This window comes from Pseudoalteromonas sp. APM04 (assembly GCF_022809815.1).
GTDB lineage: Bacteria > Pseudomonadota > Gammaproteobacteria > Enterobacterales > Alteromonadaceae > Pseudoalteromonas > Pseudoalteromonas marina.
The window spans coordinates 276,967-297,548 of sequence record NZ_CP094442.1; the positions used below are offsets into that span (position 1 = coordinate 276,967).

Annotated in this window: 18 protein-coding genes and 1 pseudogene; 11 read left to right on the forward strand and 8 right to left on the reverse strand. The window is 40.5% G+C overall.

Going from position 1 to position 20,582, the window contains the following annotated elements; translation table 11 throughout:
• Positions 1-204: 204 nt before the first annotated feature.
• The gene (gene arfA / locus MTP24_RS17130; RefSeq protein ID WP_006793520.1) at positions 205-405 is read left to right on the forward strand and encodes an alternative ribosome rescue factor ArfA; all 201 of its coding nucleotides are present in this window, start codon (positions 205-207) and stop codon (positions 403-405) included.
• A 702-nt stretch (positions 406-1,107) separates the two neighbouring features.
• On the opposite strand, the gene MTP24_RS17135 is transcribed toward arfA, so the two are convergent.
• Positions 1,108-2,607 carry a DUF2235 domain-containing protein gene (locus tag MTP24_RS17135; protein WP_243534439.1) on the reverse strand — a complete coding sequence of 500 codons (1,500 nt, stop codon included), beginning with the start codon at positions 2,605-2,607 and terminating at the stop codon, positions 1,108-1,110.
• 110 nt (positions 2,608-2,717) lie between these two features.
• The gene (locus tag MTP24_RS17140; RefSeq protein ID WP_243534441.1) at positions 2,718-4,022 is read right to left on the reverse strand and encodes an NAD(P)/FAD-dependent oxidoreductase; all 1,305 of its coding nucleotides are present in this window, start codon (positions 4,020-4,022) and stop codon (positions 2,718-2,720) included.
• A 237-nt stretch (positions 4,023-4,259) separates the two neighbouring features.
• Between MTP24_RS17140 and MTP24_RS17145 the strand changes: the two genes are divergently transcribed.
• The 4 genes and pseudogenes from MTP24_RS17145 to MTP24_RS17160 all read left to right on the forward strand — a co-directional run bounded on the left by MTP24_RS17145 (position 4,260) and on the right by MTP24_RS17160 (position 8,247).
• A complete protein-coding gene (locus MTP24_RS17145) occupies positions 4,260-6,188 on the forward strand; it encodes a RecQ family ATP-dependent DNA helicase (RefSeq protein WP_243534443.1) in 1,929 nt (642 codons plus the stop codon).
• 117 nt (positions 6,189-6,305) lie between these two features.
• Positions 6,306-7,378 (forward strand): annotated as a pseudogene (locus tag MTP24_RS17150) (porin).
• A gap of 12 nt (positions 7,379-7,390) precedes the next feature.
• Positions 7,391-7,798 carry a phosphate ABC transporter substrate-binding protein gene (locus MTP24_RS17155; RefSeq protein ID WP_243534445.1) on the forward strand — a complete coding sequence of 136 codons (408 nt, stop codon included), beginning with the start codon at positions 7,391-7,393 and terminating at the stop codon, positions 7,796-7,798.
• A 140-nt stretch (positions 7,799-7,938) separates the two neighbouring features.
• Complete coding sequence (locus tag MTP24_RS17160; RefSeq protein WP_004586962.1) at positions 7,939-8,247, forward strand: YkgJ family cysteine cluster protein; 309 nt, start codon at positions 7,939-7,941, stop codon at positions 8,245-8,247.
• Positions 8,248-8,283: 36 nt separating this feature from the next.
• Here MTP24_RS17160 and MTP24_RS17165 read toward each other — a convergent pair whose 3' ends face one another.
• Together MTP24_RS17165 and MTP24_RS17170 are read right to left on the reverse strand one after the other, a co-directional pair.
• Positions 8,284-9,648 (reverse strand): TrkH family potassium uptake protein, encoded by a 1,365-nt coding sequence (locus MTP24_RS17165; RefSeq protein WP_203987826.1) that lies wholly within the window; start codon positions 9,646-9,648, stop codon positions 8,284-8,286.
• Between the two features lie 2 nt (positions 9,649-9,650).
• Positions 9,651-10,304: a TrkA family potassium uptake protein gene (locus MTP24_RS17170; protein ID WP_039037248.1), complete on the reverse strand. Its 654-nt coding sequence runs from the start codon at positions 10,302-10,304 to the stop codon at positions 9,651-9,653.
• A gap of 281 nt (positions 10,305-10,585) precedes the next feature.
• Here MTP24_RS17170 and MTP24_RS17175 point away from each other — a divergent pair, with 281 nt between their 5' ends.
• Positions 10,586-11,911, forward strand: a complete 1,326-nt coding sequence (locus MTP24_RS17175; RefSeq protein ID WP_243534447.1) for a DUF4118 domain-containing protein — start codon at positions 10,586-10,588, stop codon at positions 11,909-11,911.
• Positions 11,904-12,572: a response regulator transcription factor gene (locus MTP24_RS17180; protein WP_008130878.1), complete on the forward strand. Its 669-nt coding sequence runs from the start codon at positions 11,904-11,906 to the stop codon at positions 12,570-12,572. The genes MTP24_RS17175 and MTP24_RS17180 overlap by 8 nt, the downstream gene beginning before the upstream one ends.
• A 154-nt stretch (positions 12,573-12,726) precedes the next feature.
• Here MTP24_RS17180 and MTP24_RS17185 read toward each other — a convergent pair whose 3' ends face one another.
• The 3 genes from MTP24_RS17185 to MTP24_RS17195 form a co-directional block, all read right to left on the reverse strand.
• Complete coding sequence (locus MTP24_RS17185) at positions 12,727-13,344, reverse strand: glutathione S-transferase (RefSeq protein ID WP_006793540.1); 618 nt, start codon at positions 13,342-13,344, stop codon at positions 12,727-12,729.
• 54 nt (positions 13,345-13,398) lie between these two features.
• Positions 13,399-14,427 carry an NADP-dependent oxidoreductase gene (locus MTP24_RS17190; protein ID WP_243534450.1) on the reverse strand — a complete coding sequence of 343 codons (1,029 nt, stop codon included), beginning with the start codon at positions 14,425-14,427 and terminating at the stop codon, positions 13,399-13,401.
• 180 nt (positions 14,428-14,607) lie between these two features.
• Positions 14,608-15,096, reverse strand: a complete 489-nt coding sequence (locus MTP24_RS17195) for a GNAT family protein (RefSeq protein WP_243534452.1) — start codon at positions 15,094-15,096, stop codon at positions 14,608-14,610.
• A 147-nt stretch (positions 15,097-15,243) separates the two neighbouring features.
• Here MTP24_RS17195 and MTP24_RS17200 point away from each other — a divergent pair, with 147 nt between their 5' ends.
• A complete protein-coding gene (locus MTP24_RS17200; RefSeq protein ID WP_243534454.1) occupies positions 15,244-16,449 on the forward strand; it encodes an anhydro-N-acetylmuramic acid kinase in 1,206 nt (401 codons plus the stop codon).
• A gap of 18 nt (positions 16,450-16,467) precedes the next feature.
• Here the strand turns inward: MTP24_RS17200 and MTP24_RS17205 are convergent, their stop codons facing one another.
• Positions 16,468-16,953, reverse strand: coding sequence for a hypothetical protein (locus tag MTP24_RS17205; RefSeq protein WP_243534457.1), 486 nt, complete (start codon positions 16,951-16,953; stop codon positions 16,468-16,470).
• A gap of 610 nt (positions 16,954-17,563) precedes the next feature.
• Here MTP24_RS17205 and MTP24_RS17210 point away from each other — a divergent pair.
• The 3 genes from MTP24_RS17210 (at position 17,564) to MTP24_RS17220 (ending at position 20,505) form a co-directional block, all read left to right on the forward strand.
• Positions 17,564-18,397, forward strand: a complete 834-nt coding sequence (locus MTP24_RS17210) for a tyrosine-type recombinase/integrase (RefSeq protein ID WP_243533905.1) — start codon at positions 17,564-17,566, stop codon at positions 18,395-18,397.
• Entirely contained in the window at positions 18,394-19,482 is a 1,089-nt protein-coding gene (locus MTP24_RS17215) for an IS91 family transposase (protein WP_243533907.1), read from the forward strand. The genes MTP24_RS17210 and MTP24_RS17215 overlap by 4 nt, the downstream gene beginning before the upstream one ends.
• Positions 19,483-19,818: 336 nt before the next feature.
• Positions 19,819-20,505, forward strand: coding sequence for a RusA family crossover junction endodeoxyribonuclease (locus MTP24_RS17220; RefSeq protein WP_243534459.1), 687 nt, complete (start codon positions 19,819-19,821; stop codon positions 20,503-20,505).
• The last annotated feature ends 77 nt before the right edge of the window (positions 20,506-20,582 follow it).

Genomic DNA, 20,582 nt, shown 5'->3' on the forward strand with positions numbered 1-20,582 from the left:
GCGCTGGAAATAGCTGCTAGAGATAGATTTATTATCCAGTGTTCAGGTTACTACTAAGCGCAGTTATTTACTGCGCTTTTTTTATGTTTATTTATTATGAAAAAAGAGCGTTGTGTAATGATAAAAATACTTGCAAGCTTGAAAATTAGGCATACAATCGCCACTTCTTAAGGTTCTTATTGTTATAAATAGTTAGGAAATAAAATGGCTAAAAAATCGAAAAGCAAAGCCGCAAATAATAGCGCGGTAGACACCGGTAGGGGTGTTATTAATCATAATGCGCTGGCGGCTTTAGTAACCTCTAAAGTGTTTAAACCTCAAGTGGTAAAAGCTAAAAAAGGGAAAGGCTCATTTAAACGCAATAACAAACACGTAGGACGAGAGTCTTATTTAATCGCGGCTTAAATAGCACCGATCAAATAAGACTTTTAACTGCCTACTTTTTGCCGCAGCATGCGGGTAAGTGTGTTGTCTTTATCTATAATATGGTGCTTTAAGGCGCCCACGATATGTAAATTTAACGCGATAAGAAGTGCATTTGCTGTATGAGCTCTAGCCCGAACAAAGCACGTCTCAACCTTTTTGTAATTTATTGATCTTTATTAAAAATGCACAAAGAGAAGGGAATGAGGAGTAAATGAGAAGTGAAAGCTGTAGGCGCTAAGCTTGCTCGCGCAAGATGCTATTTTTTTCTCTAAAAGCGAAGCGTTTCTAAACCCTTTTGTGATTTATTGATCTTTAATACAAAAATGCACAAAGAGAAGTAAATGAGGAGCAAATGAGAAGTGAAAGCTGTAGGCGCGAAGCTTGCTCGCGCAAGATGCTATTTACTTCTCTAAAAGTGAAGCGTCTCTAAACCTCTTTGTGATTTATTGATCTTTAATACAAAAATGCACAAAGAGAAGAGAGAGGAGTAAACGAGCAGCCAAAGCAAATTAGTATAAGTTATCTGTATATGACCACCGAGTAAACCGAGGTGCTTCGCGCTGCACAGTGAAAACACCCGTATCGTTTAGTCACTTCTCTAGGTATTCTTCTTCGCTTCTCGGTGGTTCCCAGTTAAAGCGTTGCTTTTAAACGCCATCAAGCTGCGCGTCTTCAGCCCATTTAACTTATGCGGCTTACTTTTACTTTTATTTTTCCTGCATTGGCGCCATAAAAGCGGCTTAAGTCATTGGCGAAGGGACTAAATTCACCTGATTTAGTAATAGTCACCGTAGCGTCATTAGCTATTTTAAATAAAAATTCTTCGTTATTATTAATTGCACCAACTAATGAGAACCACTGAGCATCTGGAAGTCGTCTGAATGGTTCAAGTAACGCCATTGGAATTTCTTTAACGCCTAATTGCACGTCATCGCGATGCCATCCCTTAGGTGTACACTTTATGCCGTCGTCAAACCAATGTTGATCAGGGTAGGGAGTAAAGCGATAGGTTGCACCTTGCTCGAGCATTAAGCCCGTTTTGTTATAAAACTCACTGGCGAATACCACCACATCTTGGCTTTGGCCAATACTTAATACGCTCATATTTTGGTTGGCAAGCGTAATGTGCGCACTTAAGCCGGTAAAACTTAAGGTGCTGTTGTCACTGTAGCTAACGTTGTATGACTGTTTTTTAAGTGACTCTGGACGGTAGCTGGTGAGTTTATTAATTCGTGTAGCTACACTGTGGTGAACTAATGGCTTAATATTACTCGCTTCGTTATCCACCAGCACAAAGCACTCTCTATCTACTAGCTTGAAGAACGAGTTTAACCAAAAGTAATTTTGCTGGTGGCTCAGTGCAAGTGAGTCGGGGATAACAGTGAGATCGTCTTGTGCAATTAAATTACTATCTGGAAGAAGAGTTTTGTAGTTAATATCGTGACTTGTTAACAATGAAATAGCTAACGGCTGCTCAATAATCCACTCAAGTGCATAACGTAAGCAAATATCAGCTAAACCATCACGGTAGTATCCACCGCCAATGTCTGAATGCGCGCCTGCAAACCACAGTTCAGTAATGTTATTTTGATGGTTCATCAGCGTAGGCTCAAACGCACGGCGTTTTTCATCAAGTGCCACGCAGTGCAGTGCTTGTGAAATATTATTAGCAATGGTGTGGTTTTCAAAAATAACGTGCTCTGCGCCGCGTGTAGCTTTACTCACTTTTGATAAGCCAATTGAGGCCACGGTATCAAATACACATACGTACACATTATTACTAATCAAAGGTTCCAGAATTTTTGCAAAACGCCTAGCGAGAGCGCCACCTCGGCTAAAACCGGTAAGTAAAAGGGTATCGCCTAGTTGGTAATGCGTTTTAAAATCACGCATGGCTTGATTTAAAATACTGGCAACATCGTCACCACGTGGCGCTAAAGTTTGGTTTAAAATGCGTTTTAACCGGCTACCTTTAGTGCCAATACCTTGATAATAAAAGCTCAATTGTTGCGAGAAAGGTGTAGTGGGGGAACCATCAAGTTTGCCGCCTAATAATAAGTGCAGCTTAACAATGTTAGAAATACTACTGTCTTCTTTAAAATGGTCTGAGCTAAATTGGTCTGCGTCACGGGGCTCATTTCCTGTGCCATCAAAGTTAAAAACTAGTGTTTTTCCCGTCATTGCCTTATTCCCTAAGTGGTTTGTATAAATTTACATGGGAATTGTGAAAAATCAAAGACAGCGGTAATAAAAATTTATTAAATCTGCTTATTACCGCCATGGGTTATTTATTAGTGCAATTTCATTTTAGGGCGCACAACACGCAGTACTTTTTCGCTTATCCATAACGCAAAGGTTTTTGCGCTACCATGTATGGCGCGTTGGTGCATGCGATAAAGCGATATATACATAAAGCGGGCTATTTTACCTTCAATAAAAAAGGTGTTGCTGGTTAAGTTACCCATTAAATTACCTACCGTGCTGTAGCGCGATAAGTTAACGAGAGAGCCGTGGTCGCTGTATTTAAACTCGCTTAGCGGCTGGTGTTTAAGTGTTGCAATAAGATTTTTTTCAACACATTGTGCCATTTGATGGGCCGATTGCGCACGCGGTGGTACAAGCTTTCCGTCTTCTTGGGTAAAGGCGCAGCAATCGCCAAGTACAAAAATGCTTTTATCTACGGTGCTTTGTAAAAACTTGTTTACTTGAATTTGGTTGCTGCGAGTAAGCTCAAAAACACCTAAGTCTTTAATAAAATCTGGCGCTTTTACGCCTGCCGCCCATACCATAATATCGGCATTAATATGTTCTTCGTCTTTTGTAATAAACCCTTGCTCTGTGGCTTCTTTTACTTGGGTTTGTTCTCGCACGTTTACGCCCAATTTTAACAGCTCGCGTTTGGCACTTACGGCAATACGCTCTGGTAATGCAGGTAAAATACGTGGACCGGCTTCAATTAAATGAATGTGCAAACGTTTAGACGACATGTTTGTAAGGCCGTAAAGCTTTAGTAATTCAGACACGTGATACAGCTCTGCCGAGAGCTCAACGCCTGTTGCGCCGCCGCCAACAATGGCAATATCAAGAGATTGTTGCTGGTTGTCGTCTTGGTGAAGGCGGGTAAAGCTATCGAGCAAAGAATGCTGAAAACGCTCAGCTTGCTGGTTTGAATCTAAAAAGTAGCAATGCTCTTTTATGCCTGGGGTATTAAAGTCGTTACTTACACTGCCAATAGCAATAACAAGGTGGTCGTAGCGTACAGTGCGTTTGGGCAAAATAGTGTGGCCAAGTTCGTCAAAAAGTGGTGCGAGGGTAATTGTTTTATTACTTAGGTCGATATTACAAAAGGTACCAAGTTGGAAATTATAATGATGTTTTGCGGCATGGGCAGAGTAAACTACGCCATCTAAATCGGGGTCAATAGAGCCTGTGGCTACTTCGTGCAGTAAAGGCTTCCATATGTGGGTGCGGTTTTTGTCTATTAATAAAATATCTGCGTGTTTTTTCTTTCCTAGTTTATGCCCTAATTGAGTTGCAAGCTCTAATCCGCCAGCGCCGCCGCCAATAACGACGATTTTAGGAGTGGTTATGTTCATGACTATGCCCTTAAAAATAATATACCCAAGCAATCTGTTTTATTATTTTTAAAATGACTTGGGTATCGAAAATTATTTTGGCAAAGCTCACTTTTATGGGGCTATAGTGTGCGCCTAAATAATGGATATGTCAGCAGTAAATCACCTAATTTACGGTATACTAACTTGCAAATACTTCATCTAGGCTGCATTTTTCTGTTATAGCCCTGTGTTATCAACGCCAAAAAGGACATTTTTATGAATACGCCGCTTTTACAATCACTTGAGCAACATTTTGGTTTTAACCAGTTTAGAGCAGGGCAGCAGCAAACTATAGAGCAGCTTTTAAATGGGCAATCGTCCCTTGCTATATTCCCTACAGGGTCGGGTAAGTCGTTGTGTTATCAGCTAACGGCTATGCATTTAGAAAACTTAACGTTAGTGGTGTCGCCATTACTAGCCTTAATGAAAGATCAAATTAGTTTTTTAAATAGCAAAGGTATTTACGCGGCAAGCCTAGACTCAAGCCAAGACCAAATGCAAAGCAGCACCGTAATGAACGATGTGCGAAATGGTAAAATTAAAGTGTTAATGGTGTCGGTAGAGCGCTTTAAAAACGAGCGATTTAGAGAGTTTATAAGCCAGGTTGCGCTGTCTATGCTGGTGGTAGATGAGGCGCACTGTATATCTGAATGGGGGCATAACTTCAGACCTGACTACTTAAAACTACCGCGATATCGCGAAGAGCTAAATATTCCACTAGTACTATTGCTTACCGCCACCGCCACTAAAAAAGTAAAACGCGACATGAGTGAGCGTTTTAATATTGCCCCTGAGTGCATTGTACAAACTGGCTTTTACCGCGCTAACCTCGATTTAAGCGTGCTAAGTGTAAAAACGGCTGATAAAAACACCGAACTTACAAACATAGTGCGTGCGCAAAATGGCCCAGGTATTGTGTATGTAACACTGCAGCAAAGTGCTGAGCAAGTGGCTATCACGCTAAGTGCGCAAGGTATTCAGGCGGTTGCGTATCATGCAGGGCTTGAAGATACACTCCGGTGGCAAATTCAAGATGATTTTATGGCGGGTAAAATTAACGTAGTTGTAGCAACTATAGCCTTTGGTATGGGCGTTGATAAATCAGACATTCGCTTTGTTATTCATTACGATTTACCAAAATCGATTGAAAACTACAGCCAAGAAATTGGCCGCGCAGGGCGCGATGGCAACCCATCAAACTGCTACACGCTTGCTAATTTAGATGGCCTAAACACAGTAGAAAACTTTGTATATGGCGACACCCCTGAGCTGAGTGGCATTGAATATGTAATTAACGATATTCGCCAAGCCCAACAGCAATGGGAAATGCAAGAATTCAGCCTTTCAAGCGAAAGTAATATTCGCCAATTAGCACTTAAAACATTACTGGTTCAACTTGAAATGCAAGGCGCAATTACGCCGCAGTACGCCTATTATGCCGATTTTAAATACAAGTTTTTGGTTGATAAAAACGAGCTACTTAGCCAGTTTGACGAGCAGCGCCAAGCCTTTTTAACGCAAATATTTAGCCATACCGATTTTAAAAAAATATGGGGCACGCTCAATTTTGACACCCTTACCCAAGCCGCGCAGGTTGACCGTAAACGGGTTGTGGCCGCGCTTGACTACCTAGCCGAAAAAAACCTTATAACGCTTGAAACCAAACGCATTACCCAAGTATATAAAGTGCATAGTGAAGTTATAAATAACCCAGAGCTTGCCCAGCAGTTACACCACTACTTTGCTGATAAAGAACAAGCTGAAATAAAACGAATTGCTGCTTTAGTGCGCTTTTTTGAGCTACAAACTTGCCTGAGTTATAACTTAGCGCGCTACTTTGACGACCAAAACGCGCCAGCGCAATGCGGGCATTGCAGTGTATGCCGTGGTAATGCTGTAAAACTAGAATACTCACTAGCGCCTGTAACTATTGCAGATGAGGTTATTTATCAAAAAGTAGATGAGTTTTTGGCGCATATGGCCACAAAGGGAGTTCATAACGTGGGTGTTGAAACCCAGTGCCGCTTTTTAGCAGGTATGAGCGTGCCATTGTTTGCTCGTAATAAGGTACGCCAACTCAGCGGATTTGCGCTTTGTGAGCAACAGCGGTATAGCGATATAAAAGCTACACTGCTTGGCAGATAGCCATTAAAGTAATGATCAAACCTGCATAATTATAAAAAATGTTAAATTTTTGTTTGTTTTTTCAGCGTTTAACTATACTCAACATGACTATTAAGGTCATATAAAACGAGGTGAACGATGAAACTGCAAAAATTGATGCTGTTAGGAGTATTTATTTCAGGGACTAGTTACGCTGAAATTAATATTTCAGGCTTTGCAAGTATTAACGCGGGTAAAGTACTCAGTGGAAGTGGTGTGCCTCAATATGGTGTTGAGCCAACCTTTTTGGCGGACTACCCTAATGTGAGTGGCTACACAGAAGATTTATCTTTCTCTCCAGAGTCGTTAATTGGTAACAAGTGTCGGGGGATCTTGGTGAGGGCTTATCTGTCACAGGTCAAATTGTTGCCCGAGGTGTAAACGATTTTGATGCTAATTTTGAGTGGGCATATATTTCGTACGAAATAAATGATAATTGGACGGTTCAAGCAGGTAAAAAGCGTTTGCCTCTTTTTTATTACTCAGATTTTTTTGACGTAGGTTACGCATATGTATGGATGCGTGCACCTGCCGACAATTATACATGGCAAGTATTTAACTATGAGGGCATAAACCTTCTCTATTCTGGTTCGATTGGAGAGTGGGGTGTGTCTGCTAATGTGTATGCTGGTAAAGAAGATGATGACGACAACAAACTGCTATCAGACTTTTTCTTTCAAGAGCCTACCCGAGAAATTTGGGAAGATATGCTAGGTGGTGTACTTTCGTTAAGCCATGATTGGCTTGAATTGAGAGTAACGCATATGCAATACACTAATAAACGCTTTCGTTCTGGAGAGCCGGTTTTATGGGATGGAAAAGATAGCCGTGATGGCAAATTCTATGGCTTAGCTGCCAATTTTGATTTTGGCGACTTTTTTGTACTAAGCGAACTTAACCGTTTAGATCTAGACGGAAACCTAGACACTTATATGATCAGTGCAGGGTATCGGTTTGATGCAATTACGCCTTATGTGATGTTTTCAGATTTTGAGCAAGAAGGTGAGGGAGATACTGAAAGCCATAATACCTTTGCGGTGGGGGTTCGTTGGGATTTTCATCCTTCGGCGGCACTCAAAATACAGTACGACAGGGTAAAAGATGATTCATTCGAGTTGGCGGTAGCGGGTGATAGTAAAGCAATCACGCTTGGTGTTGATGTTGTATTTTAAGGGGAATTAAAAATGAAAAAATTAATGTTATGTGTACTGTTTTTGTTTAGCAATGTTGCCTTTGCTGATTTTGCTATTATTGTACATCCTTCAAACGAGAGTAGTTTTGATGAGTCCGTCATTAGTCGAATTTATACCGGAAAAGAAAAGTCGTTTAGTAATGGCAATACGATCATTCCAATATCACAAGATTCAAAAAATCCGACTACGGAGCAGTTTAACAGTAAACTGCTTAATAAAAGTGCGTCGCAGTTAAGAGCCTATTGGTCAAAGCTTATTTTTACGGGAAAAGGAACACCACCCAAAGAGCTAGAAAATGACTCAGAGGTGATCAAAATGGTTGCAGCTAACCCAAATACGATTGGGTTTGTTGCGACATCTGCTGTGTCTGATGATGTGAAGGTGGTATTAAACTTTTAATTTAAAATTAAAAGCCAACAATAAAGCGTGTTAGCCAGTAGCACGCTTTTTATTATTCTATTTATTCACCATTAAAATTAACTAGCGCGTTTAGCCAGCTCGTGTATCCTACTTAGTGTGTTTCTTTTATTTAAGCCACTATGCCTAACACTGTTATTCCAAGTAAAACTATTTCCTCTACACCTGAACCCGTAACCTGCGCTAACTGCCAAGCGTGTTGTTGCCAATTAGAAGTGCGCATAGTAACCGACACCGGTGTGCCTTTTCAGTACATTGATTACGACAAGTGGGGCAGCGAAGTAATGAAACGCGCAGACGATGGCTGGTGCCAAGCACTCGACCGCAATACGCTAATGTGTACCATTTATGAAAACCGCCCACTTACTTGCCGTGAGTTTGAAATGGCCTCGAACGAGTGTATTACAGAGCGCGAAATAGCGGGTATTTAAAAATACGGACTAACTAATAAACCCGCGTTTGTGTTTTTAACCAATAGAGAGTTGTGCGCTTGGGTATCTTAGTTTTTTACTTCGTGGACTAGCTAAAAAGTAGGCGAGAGTGAGCGGGCCTATTCTGCCCATAAACATTAAAAACATAATGATAAACTCCCCCAGCGGTGATAACGATGACGTTAAACCGCGTGAAAGTCCTACCGTACCCAGTGCCGATACCGCTTCAAAAGCAATATCTAAAAAAGGTGCATCTTCAACGACCAGTAATGTAAAAATAGCCAACCAAGTGACTCCCGCTGAAATAACGGTTAAGGCTAATGCTTTATACACTGAATCTTTGTCTATTTCTCGGCGTAGCACGGTGACGCCCTTGTCACGCCTTAAGTAGCTATAGGTTGCTAATATTAAAACGATAAACGTAACGACCTTTATGCCACTTGCAGTACTCAAAGACCCGCCACCAATAAACATAAGCATCATAGTTAAAGCGGTACTGGCATTTTTTAACTCTTCAATAGCAATGGTATTAAACCCCGCAGTGCGAGGAGTAACGGCTTGAAACCAAGCTGCTAGCCATTTCCCTATTTCAGATAACGGCTGCAGTGTTTTTGGGTTATCGTATTCAATTACGTAAATAAGCAACAATGCAATAACGTTAATAATAACAGTGCTGATCAGCATTAATTTACTGTAGGGACTGAGCTTAGCCCAACGCTTTGATTTATATAAATCGGTTAATACGGTAAAGCCTAGGCCACCAATAATAAACAAACAGGTAATTGTTAAATTTACAACGGGGTCTTCTACATATTGCATTAAGCTATTGGGGCTCAATGCAAACCCTGCGTTGTTAAAAGCGCTAATAGTATAAAAAAGTGCATGAAAAAAGCTTTTTTGTAAGCCCATTTCGGGTAGCCAATACAGCGTTAAAATAATAATGCCTACAGATTCAACGATTAGCGCAAACAGCAAAACAGACTTAGCGGTATTTACCAAAGTAGATGTATCTGTTTGATTAAAAGCAGCTTTGGTCACTGTTTTTTGAATAAAGCCAACTTTATTACCCAGTGCCATTAAAGTTACAACCGCAAAGGTCATTAAACCTAGACCACCTAGTTGAATTAATAGCGCAATAACGCCTTGTCCAAAAGGAGTAAACACTGAACCAGTATCGACTACAACTAATCCGGTTACAGTCACCGCGGAGGTTGCTGTAAACGCACTTTGTATCCATGAAATAGGCGCATAGGTTGCAAAAGGTAGTTTTAACGCCAAGGCCCCTAGCGTTATTAATATTAAAAAACTACAGCAAAGAACAAGCGGTGGAGCCGCATTGAGTTTTTTATGCCCATTGGCTTTTCGATCTATAGGTGTTTTGAGAGGGTGCCATAAAACCATAATTATAAAAGCCTTGGTGCAAGATAGTTTAGTTCGACTCGATTACCTGATAACAGTAAAGTGTCGTAGGTAAGTAACTCAAAGTCGTCATCAAGTTTGACAAACGTTTGCTTTGCGCGCTTGACCAATAATGGGTTTACAGTGCCTTTTATTTCTTTAAGTAAATGCCCTAGTTTTGTTTTATGTAAGTGCGCTTTTATACTTACTTCAACAACGTATAAGCCATTGCCTAAGGAAATATAGTCGTTTACTACAGGGTAATTAAGCGCTTGTGCAACGCGCACGCCCATTTCTTCTTCAGGATGAATGATGCGTGTTACACCTAGCTTAGAAATAATTGTGTGATGGGCTTTGGTGCTCGCTTTTACCCATATTTGCTTAACAGCTAGGTTTTTTAATGCAAGGGTGCACAGAATGCTCGATTGCATGTCTTCTCCAATCGCCACTAAAACTGCCTGACTGCTCGCTAAATCAAGCTCTTTAAGTGCGGCTTCATCAGTGGAGTCGCAAACAACGGTTTCAGATAAATGCTCAACATATTTTTCAGCGAGTTTAGGGTTACTATCAACCCCAGTGACTGTATGCCCTAAATGAATTAACTCAAGGCTTGCTGCAATGCCAAATCGACCTAATCCGATCACTGTAAAATGTGCCATGTTGATACCTAAATTAAAGTTAAAAGAGAGAAGTGGTAAAGTTCATTTGGTCAATAAACAGTTAATACATAGGCTGTAAGCATCACTATTTTTATCCAACCCAACACACCTATTACTCCTTCTGCTGAAGTTAGAATATGAGTTATTAAAGTAACAATGAAGGTAGGCGTTAAAAGCTTTATAAAGATTTAACGAATCAGATAAAAAACTTTATAAAAACTTTATAGAGGCAATATCGAAAAGGCAGTAATCTAGGTGCTCAAATGTTAGAGGAATAATTAATGAATCAGGCAGAGGCTAAACCACGTTGGTATAACGCATTGTTTTTGGCAGTAATAATGCCATTAATTGTGGTTATTGCCATTTACCCTGTGCGTAATTGGTTTACTACCACCGATATCGTGATGCTTCAGTTATTATGGGTGACTTGGGTTGCTGTGCGCAGTAATCGTCGTCTTGCCATACTGACCACCTTAGTGAGTGTGGCGTGTACAGATTGGTTTTTTGTTGCCCCAAATTTTACTTTTCATATTGAAAACATAGAATATTTAGTAACCTTTATGGTTATGCTGATTGTTGGCTTTGTGATCAGCCAATTGGCAGGGGAGCTCAGTACTAAAGTTAGGGATGTGCAATTACATGCAAGTAATAGTCGCACCTTGTACGAACTGGCCAAAGACTTAAACAGCCTAGATACGCTGGATGAACAAAAAAAGTACTTTGTGCAGCGCATCAGTAAGCATTTAAACGCATCTTGTACATTTATACCTGCAGCATCGCAGGGCAATAGTGAGTTTATATTGCTTAGTGAAGTTAACCCTAGCTGGGGCGGGTTTAATTTTACTAAACGGTTAACGCAAGGGCAAAAATCCTTTGCTGACACCGCTATTTCGCTTCTTTATCAGGTACATGAAAAAACGTTATTACGCCAACAGTCGGCTGCTATTTCGGTGCAAGCGGAATTAGAGCGCGCTAAAAATGCACTTTTACGCAGTTTGTCTCACGATTTACGCACACCACTGGCGACTATTATGGGCGCATCGAGCATGCTTGCAGATGATGAGATTACCCTCAGTGACATCGTGATAAAAGAGCAAGCGAGTAATATTTATGAGCAAAGTAAAATACTAAATGAGCACTTTGATAAAGTAATGGAGTTAAGCCGAGTTAATAAAATGGGTGAAAACCTAAGTTGGCAAACAATAAACTTACAAGCACTACTTAGTGAAGCTAAAGCTAGAAGGCAGCAGCAACTCACTGATTTTGTCATAAATACCAATATAGACGCTCAGACAACATGCGAAGGGGATGTGACTTTGTTAGAAATTGCGCTGGCTAATATGCTCGAAAATGCATGGCGTTATGGTGATAAAAAGGTGAGCGTTGAATTTACGCAAAGTATCAATCAGCAAAAGATATGTTATCAGCTAATTCTCACTAATAACGTGATCACTAAAGCGCAAACAAGAAGCAATGAAGGCGTTGGGTTAGGCAGCATTATTTGTGATGTGGTTGCTAAATTTCATCAGGGCACATTTACATTAACAATTAATAACGAAACAAATATGGCGTACGCAAAGTTAATCTGGGAAAAAAGTAATGACTAAAATCTTGATATTAGAAGATTCTCCCCCACTACAAAGCTTTTTAAAAACTTTGTTGCAAGCCAGTGGCTACGAGCTAAGTATTTGTGATAAAGGGTTAGATGGCTTTGCACGTTTAAGTGAGCAAAGTTACGATCTTGTATTGTTAGACTTGGGCCTGTTAGACATGGATGGTCAAGACTGGTTAATTGAGTTTAGACAATGGAGTGCCTTACCTGTTTTAGTACTCTCAGCTCGAGATGGCGAAGTTGAAAAAGTCACAGCGCTTGATAATGGGGCAAATGACTATATTACTAAACCGTTTAGCGCGAATGAGTTGCTAGCCCGAATTCGGGTTTTATTACGCACCCAAAGCCAACCGAGTGTGGCATTTACCTGCGGGAATATAAAAATAGATCCGCAAAAGCACAGTGTTACTGCTTCTGGAGGTGAGGTAAAACTCACTAAAAAAGAGTACGCAATACTCTTATTGCTGTTTCAAAATAAAAATAAAGTACTCACCCATAATGCAATCTTAAGCCATATTTGGGGGGCGCAGTATGTAGAGCGTCCTGAATACGTAAGAGTCCATGTGGCACAGCTCAGACAAAAACTAGAGGCTAACCCTGCGAGTCCAAAATATATTTTAACTGAACCGGCCGTGGGTTATCGATTGGTTGACTAAAAATGAGAACTTTAGAGTTTTACTCTACAGCACAATGATCCAGATAAATTATTTTTAATTGAATTTTAATACGCTTGAGCAAATTAGTGTAAATAAAACAGAGCAGCAAAAATGTTTGCTATGACTGTGTTTCCACAGTCATAGGCGTATAAAATTAGTCGTATTTAGCTTCTAGCTCATTAGCCGTATGAAACTTCTCGTGGCTTTGTAATTGCTCGTCGTATTTTACTAGGTTTTTAAAGTGACCTAGCTGGCCTGAGTTTTTAACAATTTCAACAATAAACGACATCATAAAATCGGCGCCGGTTAGGGTGTCGCCAACTAAATAACGTTTACCTTCTAGCCGGTCGTTAAAGTAGCTAATAACTTTAGCGGTTTCGGCGTCGGCGTAGCCTTCTAAAAATTGTGTTTTAGCGCCATCTTTAAGCACAAACATTTTAAGTAGTAGCGGTAAAATTGCAGAGCTCTCAGCAAAGTGTAGCCATTGTTGGTAATCAACGTAGTCAGCGGTGCCAGCCTTTGGTGCAAACTTTCCGTTACCGTATTTAGTAATTAAGTAATCAGTAATAGCGCCAGATTCGGTAACAATTAACCCATCGTCTTCAATAACTGGCGACTTACCGAGTTGGTGAACTTGCTTTAGCTCATCAGGGGCTAAAAATGTGTCTTTGTTACGTTGATAAGCAACAATTTCGTAATCAACTTCTAGTTCTTCTAAAAGCCAAATAATACGTTTTGAGCGCGATTTATTTAAATGGTGTAGTTTTATCATGTCAGTCCTTGTTGGCGTTGCTGGTTGCAGCAACGCTGTGTTTTTATATTTTAGTTAAAGTGCATCGTTGATTTTAACAACGGTTTTACCAAAGTTTTTACCGCTGATCATATCGTTAAATGCGCTTACAGTGTTTTCAATACCTTCTACCATGTGCTCGCGGTATTGTACTTTGCCATCCTGCAGCCACTTTTGCATGTCTTGCGCAAATTCATCGTAGCGGTGACCGTAGTCGTCAAAAATTATAAAGCCTTGCATTTTAATACGTTTAGTAAGCAACTGCCCCATTAGCATACCCATACGATCAGGGCCTTCAGGTAAGCTTGTAGCGTTATACTGCGATACTAAACCACACAGCGGTACACGAGCTGCGGTATTAAGTAATGGTAATACGGCATCAAACACTTTACCGCCCACATTTTCGTAATAAACATCTATGCCGTTATCACAGGCTTTTTCTAGTTGCTCTGCAAAGTCATCGGCTTTGTGATCAATACAGGCATCAAACCCTAGTTTTTCAACTGCATGGGCACATTTTTCGCTGCCACCAGCAACGCCTACCACTTTACAGCCTTTGATTTTAGCTATTTGGCCAACGGTTGCACCAACTGGCCCCGTTGCTGCGGCTACGACTACCGTTTCGCCTTCTTTAGGTGCGCCAATATCAAGTAGGCCCATATACGCCGTAAAGCCCGGCATACCCATAATGCCTAGCGCGTACGATGGATTAGCAGGCTCTTTGCCTAATTGCATAAGGCCTTCGCCATTACTAATGGCGTAACTTTGCCAACCTGTGTAGGCGAGTACCCAATCGCCTTCGCTAAATTTATCGTTTTTAGACTCTTCTACTTGGCACACGGTAGCGCCAACCATTACGTCACCCACGTTTACCGGATCGGCGTACGACTTTGCGTCGCTCATGCGGCCACGCATGTATGGGTCAAGTGATAAGTAAATAGTGCGCAGCAGCACCTCGCCATCTTTAAGGGCTGGTAAATCGACTGTTTTAAGCTCAAAGTTTTTATCGGTTGGAGCACCGTGTGGGCGTGATGCCAAAGTAAGTTGACGACTAGTTGCAGACATAAAATTCTCCTTTTGAATATGAACCCACTTAACGAATGTGTATGCGTTTAATAACCCGATTGGCATAAACAATAATGCGCGTTAAGTAGTAAATGTATGTACAAATTTGTACCTTATAACAGGAGTTTTGGGCGAGGGGCTGTTAATTCAACCTTAAGCGGAGTAATTATTCTAAACGGTTTATTTGAGCTTGCTAAAAATATGGCTATCGTAAAATGCGCCATTTTTATAAATGGCTTGTTTAAGAATAGCCTCGGCCTTAAAACCACATTTAGTCAATGCCTTTATAGAACCAGTATTACCAGCAAATACAGCGCCAAAAATACGGTTTAGGTTTGAGGTTTTAAACGCGTCATCGCAAATTTGTGTAATAGCGTGAGTCATTACTCCTTGCCCCCAAAAGTGGTTATTAAGCCAATAGCCTATTTCGCCACTGCGGCTATACTCGAACTCTCCGCGCGTTATGCCTATACACCCCGCAAATTGCTCATCTACAACAATGGCCTTAACTATTCCACTTTTAGATCCTTGGTTTATCCACCAGTCGGCGTCGGCTTGAGTATACGGAAATGGAATTTTAGACGATAAAAACCGCGTCACCTGTTCATCGTTTAAGGTATTAATAATGTGTGGCGCGTCCTTTGGTTTAAAGTCTCTTAGGGTAATCATTGTTTTAATTAAGTATGGGCTGAATACGGTTTAACTTAGCAAGCAATTAGAGATTGCACAATCACAAAGATTAACCGCTTACGCCTATAACTTTGTTTTAAAGTACTCTAATATAAGCAAAATATAATACTGTTTAAGATACCTTTTATGCACCCACACATAGCCGCCCTATATAATACTGCCCAAAAGCCAAGCCGTTTAATTGTAGGTTTAATGAGTGGTACCTCGTTAGATGGGCTCGATGTAGCGCTGTGTAAGGTAAGCGGCGCGGGCTTAAACACACATATTGAAATATTAAATTTTACCACCGTTGAATATAGCGACAATTATAAAACTAAAATAAAGCAGGTATTTGCAAAGCGAGAGTGCGATTTAGAACTAGTAACCTTACTGCATCCGTGGGTAGGTAAGCTCCATGGCAATATGGTTAATCAGTGCTTACATACTTGGCAGGTGAATCCAGCAAGTATTGATGTTATAGCCAGTCATGGGCAAACAATTTACCACTGCCCACAGTCGCAACATAGTCATAAAAGCTTTACTAATGGCACGTTACAAATTGGCGACAGCGACCAAATAGCCGTTACTACCGGCATTACAACCATTGGCGATTTTAGGCAAAAGCACATAGCCGCAGGAGGCGAAGGTGCCCCACTTGCGGTATATGGCGATTACTTGTTTTTTTCAAGCCTTGTTGAAAACCGTATTTTACTTAACATGGGTGGTATAGCTAACTTAACTTTTTTACCCAAAAGCGGTGATGCAAACAGTGTATTTAGCTCTGATATTGGCCCGGGTAATACAATAATGGATGCCTATGTACAAAAATATTTTGAGGGGATGCATTTTGACGACGGTGCAAAAATAGCAAAAGCAGGGAAAGTAAATACACCTTTACTTCATGCATTATGCGCAGATGACTTTTTTAATTTAAGCATGCCCAAAACAACAGGGCCAGAAGTGTTTAATTTAGCGTATTTAAAAGCGGCTCAAGCACTCACCAATACTCTAGACTTAACTCACCACGATGTAATGGCAACACTCAATGCATTTAGTGCTAATGTAATAAGCGATGCTATAAAAAAGTGTGCTAAACACGAGGCAAATTGTGTGGTGTATGCCAGTGGTGGTGGAATACATAACCCACTATTAATGGAGCAGCTTTTAAACCTTTGCCCAGAGGTTAAAGCGTTTAAAAACACACAGGTATTAGGAATAGACCCCGATGCTAAAGAAGCCGTGTTATTTGCTATTTTAGCCAACGAATGCTTAGCAGGTGAGCAGCAACACCTTAATAATACCGCGCAAGGTATTGCGGGAGTGACTATGGGAAAAATAAGCTTTCCCGACTAACCGCTATTGATAAGCGTTTTAAAACAATGATAAAAAAGTCGATCCTACCCCTGCAAAATATCGGCGAAAACCTTGTGGTTTTGACTGCTCGATATTTACAAGTGGCGCGTTATAGCCGCCCTCAAATGCGTTAATATTCATATCAAACTGAAGGCTATTTTTTAATGTAGCGTATTTTCCGTGCAACATAAGCTGCATTACAAAACATTGGTTATGGGTAATTTTGTTTAAAGTAAGGTTAACGTAACCGCGCTCTAAATCGGCTTGCGTAATAACGTTCTCAGTAAAATACTGAGCGCCACGTGCACTTGGATGTGTTGCGTTAAGCGAAATAACATCACCTTCATGTACAGCATCTGGCAAATCGCATTGCAATGTAATTGCATGAAGCGCATTAGCTTGTACCGAAAGGTTTTCGTATTCCATGGTGTGGCTCATAGCCGCAGACATCGGATCATCAAGTGATTGCAGTGCAAATGTTAGTTGCACTAGAGGTGTGGTCATTTACTTCGTCTTCTAGATTATAAAAAATACAGTTTGAGTTTAAATTATCACCTACTTAGATTGCAGTTTTATGACAAATTGCACTTAATCGGATAATCGCTGCTTTTTGATCAAAAAAGATCGTTATAAGGTTTTCATTGAATTTAGGTGACGTTTGTTGTCAAAGTAGGTGAAATTTTCGATCCAGCCTAAAAGGGTATTAATAGTGCTTATAAATAGTGCTTATAAATAGTGCTTATAAATATTGTGGGGTAAGCATGTAGGCAGCAATATAATTTATATACGCAGAGCGATTTTTCATTTTCAATTCTATGAATTTTAGCTGTATATATACAGCCATAGTACGGTCGCTCGCATAGTCAATAAAACGACCCCGTTGCTCGTTTTATACTATGAAGAAAAGCGATAACTGAAGGATTTTAATAACGCTGGCAATTAGTTGGCAAGTTTGTTACTAATAAACAAACAAGAAAAACGAGCTCCGCCGTGGTAGAAAAACGCGCGATTCGCTCGCTATAAACATGTTGAACTAAGCCGCTACGCGGAGATCCTATTCTGACCATTTGAGCCACACTTACCTTGGGGTTATCCCATAACTTGGAGGTAAGTCATGAATACACTCATTGAACAAGTCAAAACTGAAATAGCCTATCGTGGTTATTCGCAAAGTACCTGTAAAAGCTACTGTGAACATTTACTAAAACTCAGTCATTATTTTAATAAACCACTCGATTCGATTACTGATGACGAGATTAACGCCTTTTTTAACGATCCTGCGATTCGTGAACTTTCCAGATCGAGTCAAAAAATACAGATAAACAGTATTTGGTTCTTGTTTAAGAATATTTTACACCGGCCATTGAACTTAGATATTACACTGCCAAAAGTAAAACTGCGTGCACCCACGTATTTATCGCGCGATGACATGCGACGGCTTATAGAGAGTTGCACCGATATGCGCTTAAAAACATTGATTATGGTGTGCTATGGGTGTGGCTTACGTATTGGCGAATTGTTACGTATCAAAGTGCAAGACATCGATGGCCAGCGTAAAACCATTTTAATTGAACAAGGTAAAGGAGATAAATCGCGTTATGTTGTAGTTTCAGATAGCGTACTAAACCAATTACGCAGTTACTGGAAAATGTACCACCCAACAGGCTGGATGTTTTATTCACGATGGTTAATGGATAAACCCATGTCACCCTCAAGTTTCAGAAAGCCATTGAGAAAACATGCACAAGCGTGTGGCTTAAAGCACTGTAATCCACATGCTTTACGCCATGCTTATGCAACACACCAACTTGAATCAGGTATGCCACTTCATCAACTGCAACATCAGCTTGGTCACAGTGATATTAAAACCACACAAAGTTACTTACATTGGTTACCAGAGTTAGGTCATGGCGGCATTGATTTGCTTGCGAGCTGGGGTAAACAATGAGCGCTTTACACCTCGCTGATATTTTAAACTCGAATCTTGAGAATTATCGCCAGCATCATACGATGAGCTATCAACAACTGCGTGTCTGTCAGCATCTTCAATCATGCAGAACAGGTCAGCTCGGTTACCAAGCATGGCAATGTGATAACTGTGGTGAGTCACAAAAGATTGGATGTAGCTGTCGAGACCGTCATTGTCCACGTTGCCAAGGCATGGCTACGGCTAAGTGGGTGCAAAGGCAGCAAGAGGATTTATTACCGTGTCGGTATTTCCACCTTGTTTTTACGCTCCCCCATGAGTTGAATATCATTGCGCACTATAACCCAAACGCGTTGTACCAGTGTTTATTTAAAGCCGCATGGCAAACGCTGTGTAAATTTGCGAAACGAAAGAGGCATGGTCAGTTAGGCATGACAAGCGTACTGCATACATGGGGGCAAAACTTAAGTCAGCATATCCACTTGCATTGTTTGATACCCGCAGGTGCACTTGAAAAAACGCACTGGCATGAAATAGAAAAAGGCTATTTATACCCCGTAAAAGCGTTATCAACAGTCTTTAGAGGTAAAATGCTGGCGGCGCTCAATGAAGGCGATGGTTCATTCGCGAAGATAAACACGCCAACCAAATGGTGCGTGTATAGCAAAGCCTGTTTAACGTACAGTGAAAAGCTAGTTAGTTACCTTGCTCGTTATACACGAAAAGGCGTGATGTCAGAATCGCGATTAGTGTCAGCGAATGAGCAGTCAGTGAGCTTTAAATACCGCGATTATGCAGATAACAACCGCGATAAAGTAATGACACTGAGCTGTGATGAATTTTTACGGCGTTACTTACAACATGTATTGCCCAAAGGGTTTATGCGCATTCGTCACTATGGTTTTTTAGCTAATGCATGTCGCAAGCGAAAGTTAGCATTAATAAGGTCACAAGAATCACACATAGGTAAAGTGGAGAAGCTAAAGACAGAAAACGTAACACTGATACCGCATTGGCCTTGCCAGCATTGTAAGGTAGGTATCATGCGATTAATTGGCGTATTCAAGTTATATGAAACAACGACCAAAGTAGAGCGAACGAGTTAGCAGCTAGGTAGCTGCTTAAAATCAATTAGTTAACCTGCTTAACTGCTCAGGCTAGCGGCCTCTGTACGTGTAAAAAATATAATTGCTTATTAAGGCAAATTTAGGTGTAATGAATACATAATAAGCGCTGAGCAATGCAGGGAAAGCTTACATAACACTTTCCTAGCTGATTAAATCAGCTAGGAAAGTGAGAGCCTCCAAAAAGCAAATTCCCATAGCATAAACAACACCAACTCTGACACACCGAGCAGGTAGCGGCTCAGTCCAACAAGCGATTATGCAACACAAACAGCGTGTCGCATAAATACTAAAATGTTATAAGGCTGCGGAGGCTTGGTGAGTATAATTGATCTAGATAATAATTTAGGCTTTATGGAGCATGTTGAAAGTGAATGTGAATTTTACTTCAATTTAAACATTTCGCCTGTTTCTCATCAAAGTAAGAGTGCCGCCGCTAAGGAACGAAAAAGAGAGCTACAAGCTTCTATTCGTGATGTATTGAAAAGTATTAATTTCTATATTGTTGGTGATATTACCTTCCACTTACAATGGAACTTGCATGAGCATAAAAGAATAGAAACTGATGGTGCGGCTGATATTGATAATATATTAAAACCGATTATCGATGGCTTTACGGGGTTTGATGCATTGCTTATTGATGATAATCAGATTGATGACGTACAGGCTCAGTGGGCTCATTATTATGATTATCATAATGATAAATTTACTGTAACAATAACATATGAACCCGGCCAACTAATCCCCAAAGACTCTTTATTTCTCTTACAGTTAGAGCAAAATATCTACATGCCAATAAAAATCCATTCGGATAAAGAATCAAGAGAGGCTGAACTCGAAAAAGTTCTTTCAGCCTATGAAATAAGAAAAGAAGCAATTGAATCAGATGGCTATGATAGAGCTACAAGGCGTAAAAATAGAATGCAAAGGTTTTTTCATGTGAGCCGTATTGACGATGATTTCCAAAAAGGTGATCAAAACGAATACTTGGAACAAGCCTTATAACAAGGGTTTTCAAGTCGGACAAATTACAGTTGGCTTTTTGTTCGTGCCTCACTTATTTTAACCAACAGCAATTTGCC

Excerpts from the sequence above, each read along its gene's own strand:
- arfA (WP_006793520.1), top strand. The coding sequence starts at position 205 with ATGGCTAAAAAATCGAAAAGCAAAGCCGCAAATAATAGCGCGGTAGAC.
- MTP24_RS17135 (WP_243534439.1), bottom strand. The coding sequence starts at position 2,607 with ATGACGGGAAAAACACTAGTTTTTAACTTTGATGGCACAGGAAATGAG.
- MTP24_RS17140 (WP_243534441.1), bottom strand. The coding sequence starts at position 4,022 with ATGAACATAACCACTCCTAAAATCGTCGTTATTGGCGGCGGCGCTGGC.
- MTP24_RS17145 (WP_243534443.1), top strand. The coding sequence starts at position 4,260 with ATGAATACGCCGCTTTTACAATCACTTGAGCAACATTTTGGTTTTAAC.
- MTP24_RS17155 (WP_243534445.1), top strand. The coding sequence starts at position 7,391 with ATGAAAAAATTAATGTTATGTGTACTGTTTTTGTTTAGCAATGTTGCC.
- MTP24_RS17160 (WP_004586962.1), top strand. The coding sequence starts at position 7,939 with ATGCCTAACACTGTTATTCCAAGTAAAACTATTTCCTCTACACCTGAA.
- MTP24_RS17165 (WP_203987826.1), bottom strand. The coding sequence starts at position 9,648 with ATGGTTTTATGGCACCCTCTCAAAACACCTATAGATCGAAAAGCCAAT.
- MTP24_RS17170 (WP_039037248.1), bottom strand. The coding sequence starts at position 10,304 with ATGGCACATTTTACAGTGATCGGATTAGGTCGATTTGGCATTGCAGCA.
- MTP24_RS17175 (WP_243534447.1), top strand. The coding sequence starts at position 10,586 with ATGAATCAGGCAGAGGCTAAACCACGTTGGTATAACGCATTGTTTTTG.
- MTP24_RS17180 (WP_008130878.1), top strand. The coding sequence starts at position 11,904 with ATGACTAAAATCTTGATATTAGAAGATTCTCCCCCACTACAAAGCTTT.
- MTP24_RS17185 (WP_006793540.1), bottom strand. The coding sequence starts at position 13,344 with ATGATAAAACTACACCATTTAAATAAATCGCGCTCAAAACGTATTATT.
- MTP24_RS17190 (WP_243534450.1), bottom strand. The coding sequence starts at position 14,427 with ATGTCTGCAACTAGTCGTCAACTTACTTTGGCATCACGCCCACACGGT.
- MTP24_RS17195 (WP_243534452.1), bottom strand. The coding sequence starts at position 15,096 with ATGATTACCCTAAGAGACTTTAAACCAAAGGACGCGCCACACATTATT.
- MTP24_RS17200 (WP_243534454.1), top strand. The coding sequence starts at position 15,244 with ATGCACCCACACATAGCCGCCCTATATAATACTGCCCAAAAGCCAAGC.
- MTP24_RS17205 (WP_243534457.1), bottom strand. The coding sequence starts at position 16,953 with ATGACCACACCTCTAGTGCAACTAACATTTGCACTGCAATCACTTGAT.
- MTP24_RS17210 (WP_243533905.1), top strand. The coding sequence starts at position 17,564 with ATGAATACACTCATTGAACAAGTCAAAACTGAAATAGCCTATCGTGGT.
- MTP24_RS17215 (WP_243533907.1), top strand. The coding sequence starts at position 18,394 with ATGAGCGCTTTACACCTCGCTGATATTTTAAACTCGAATCTTGAGAAT.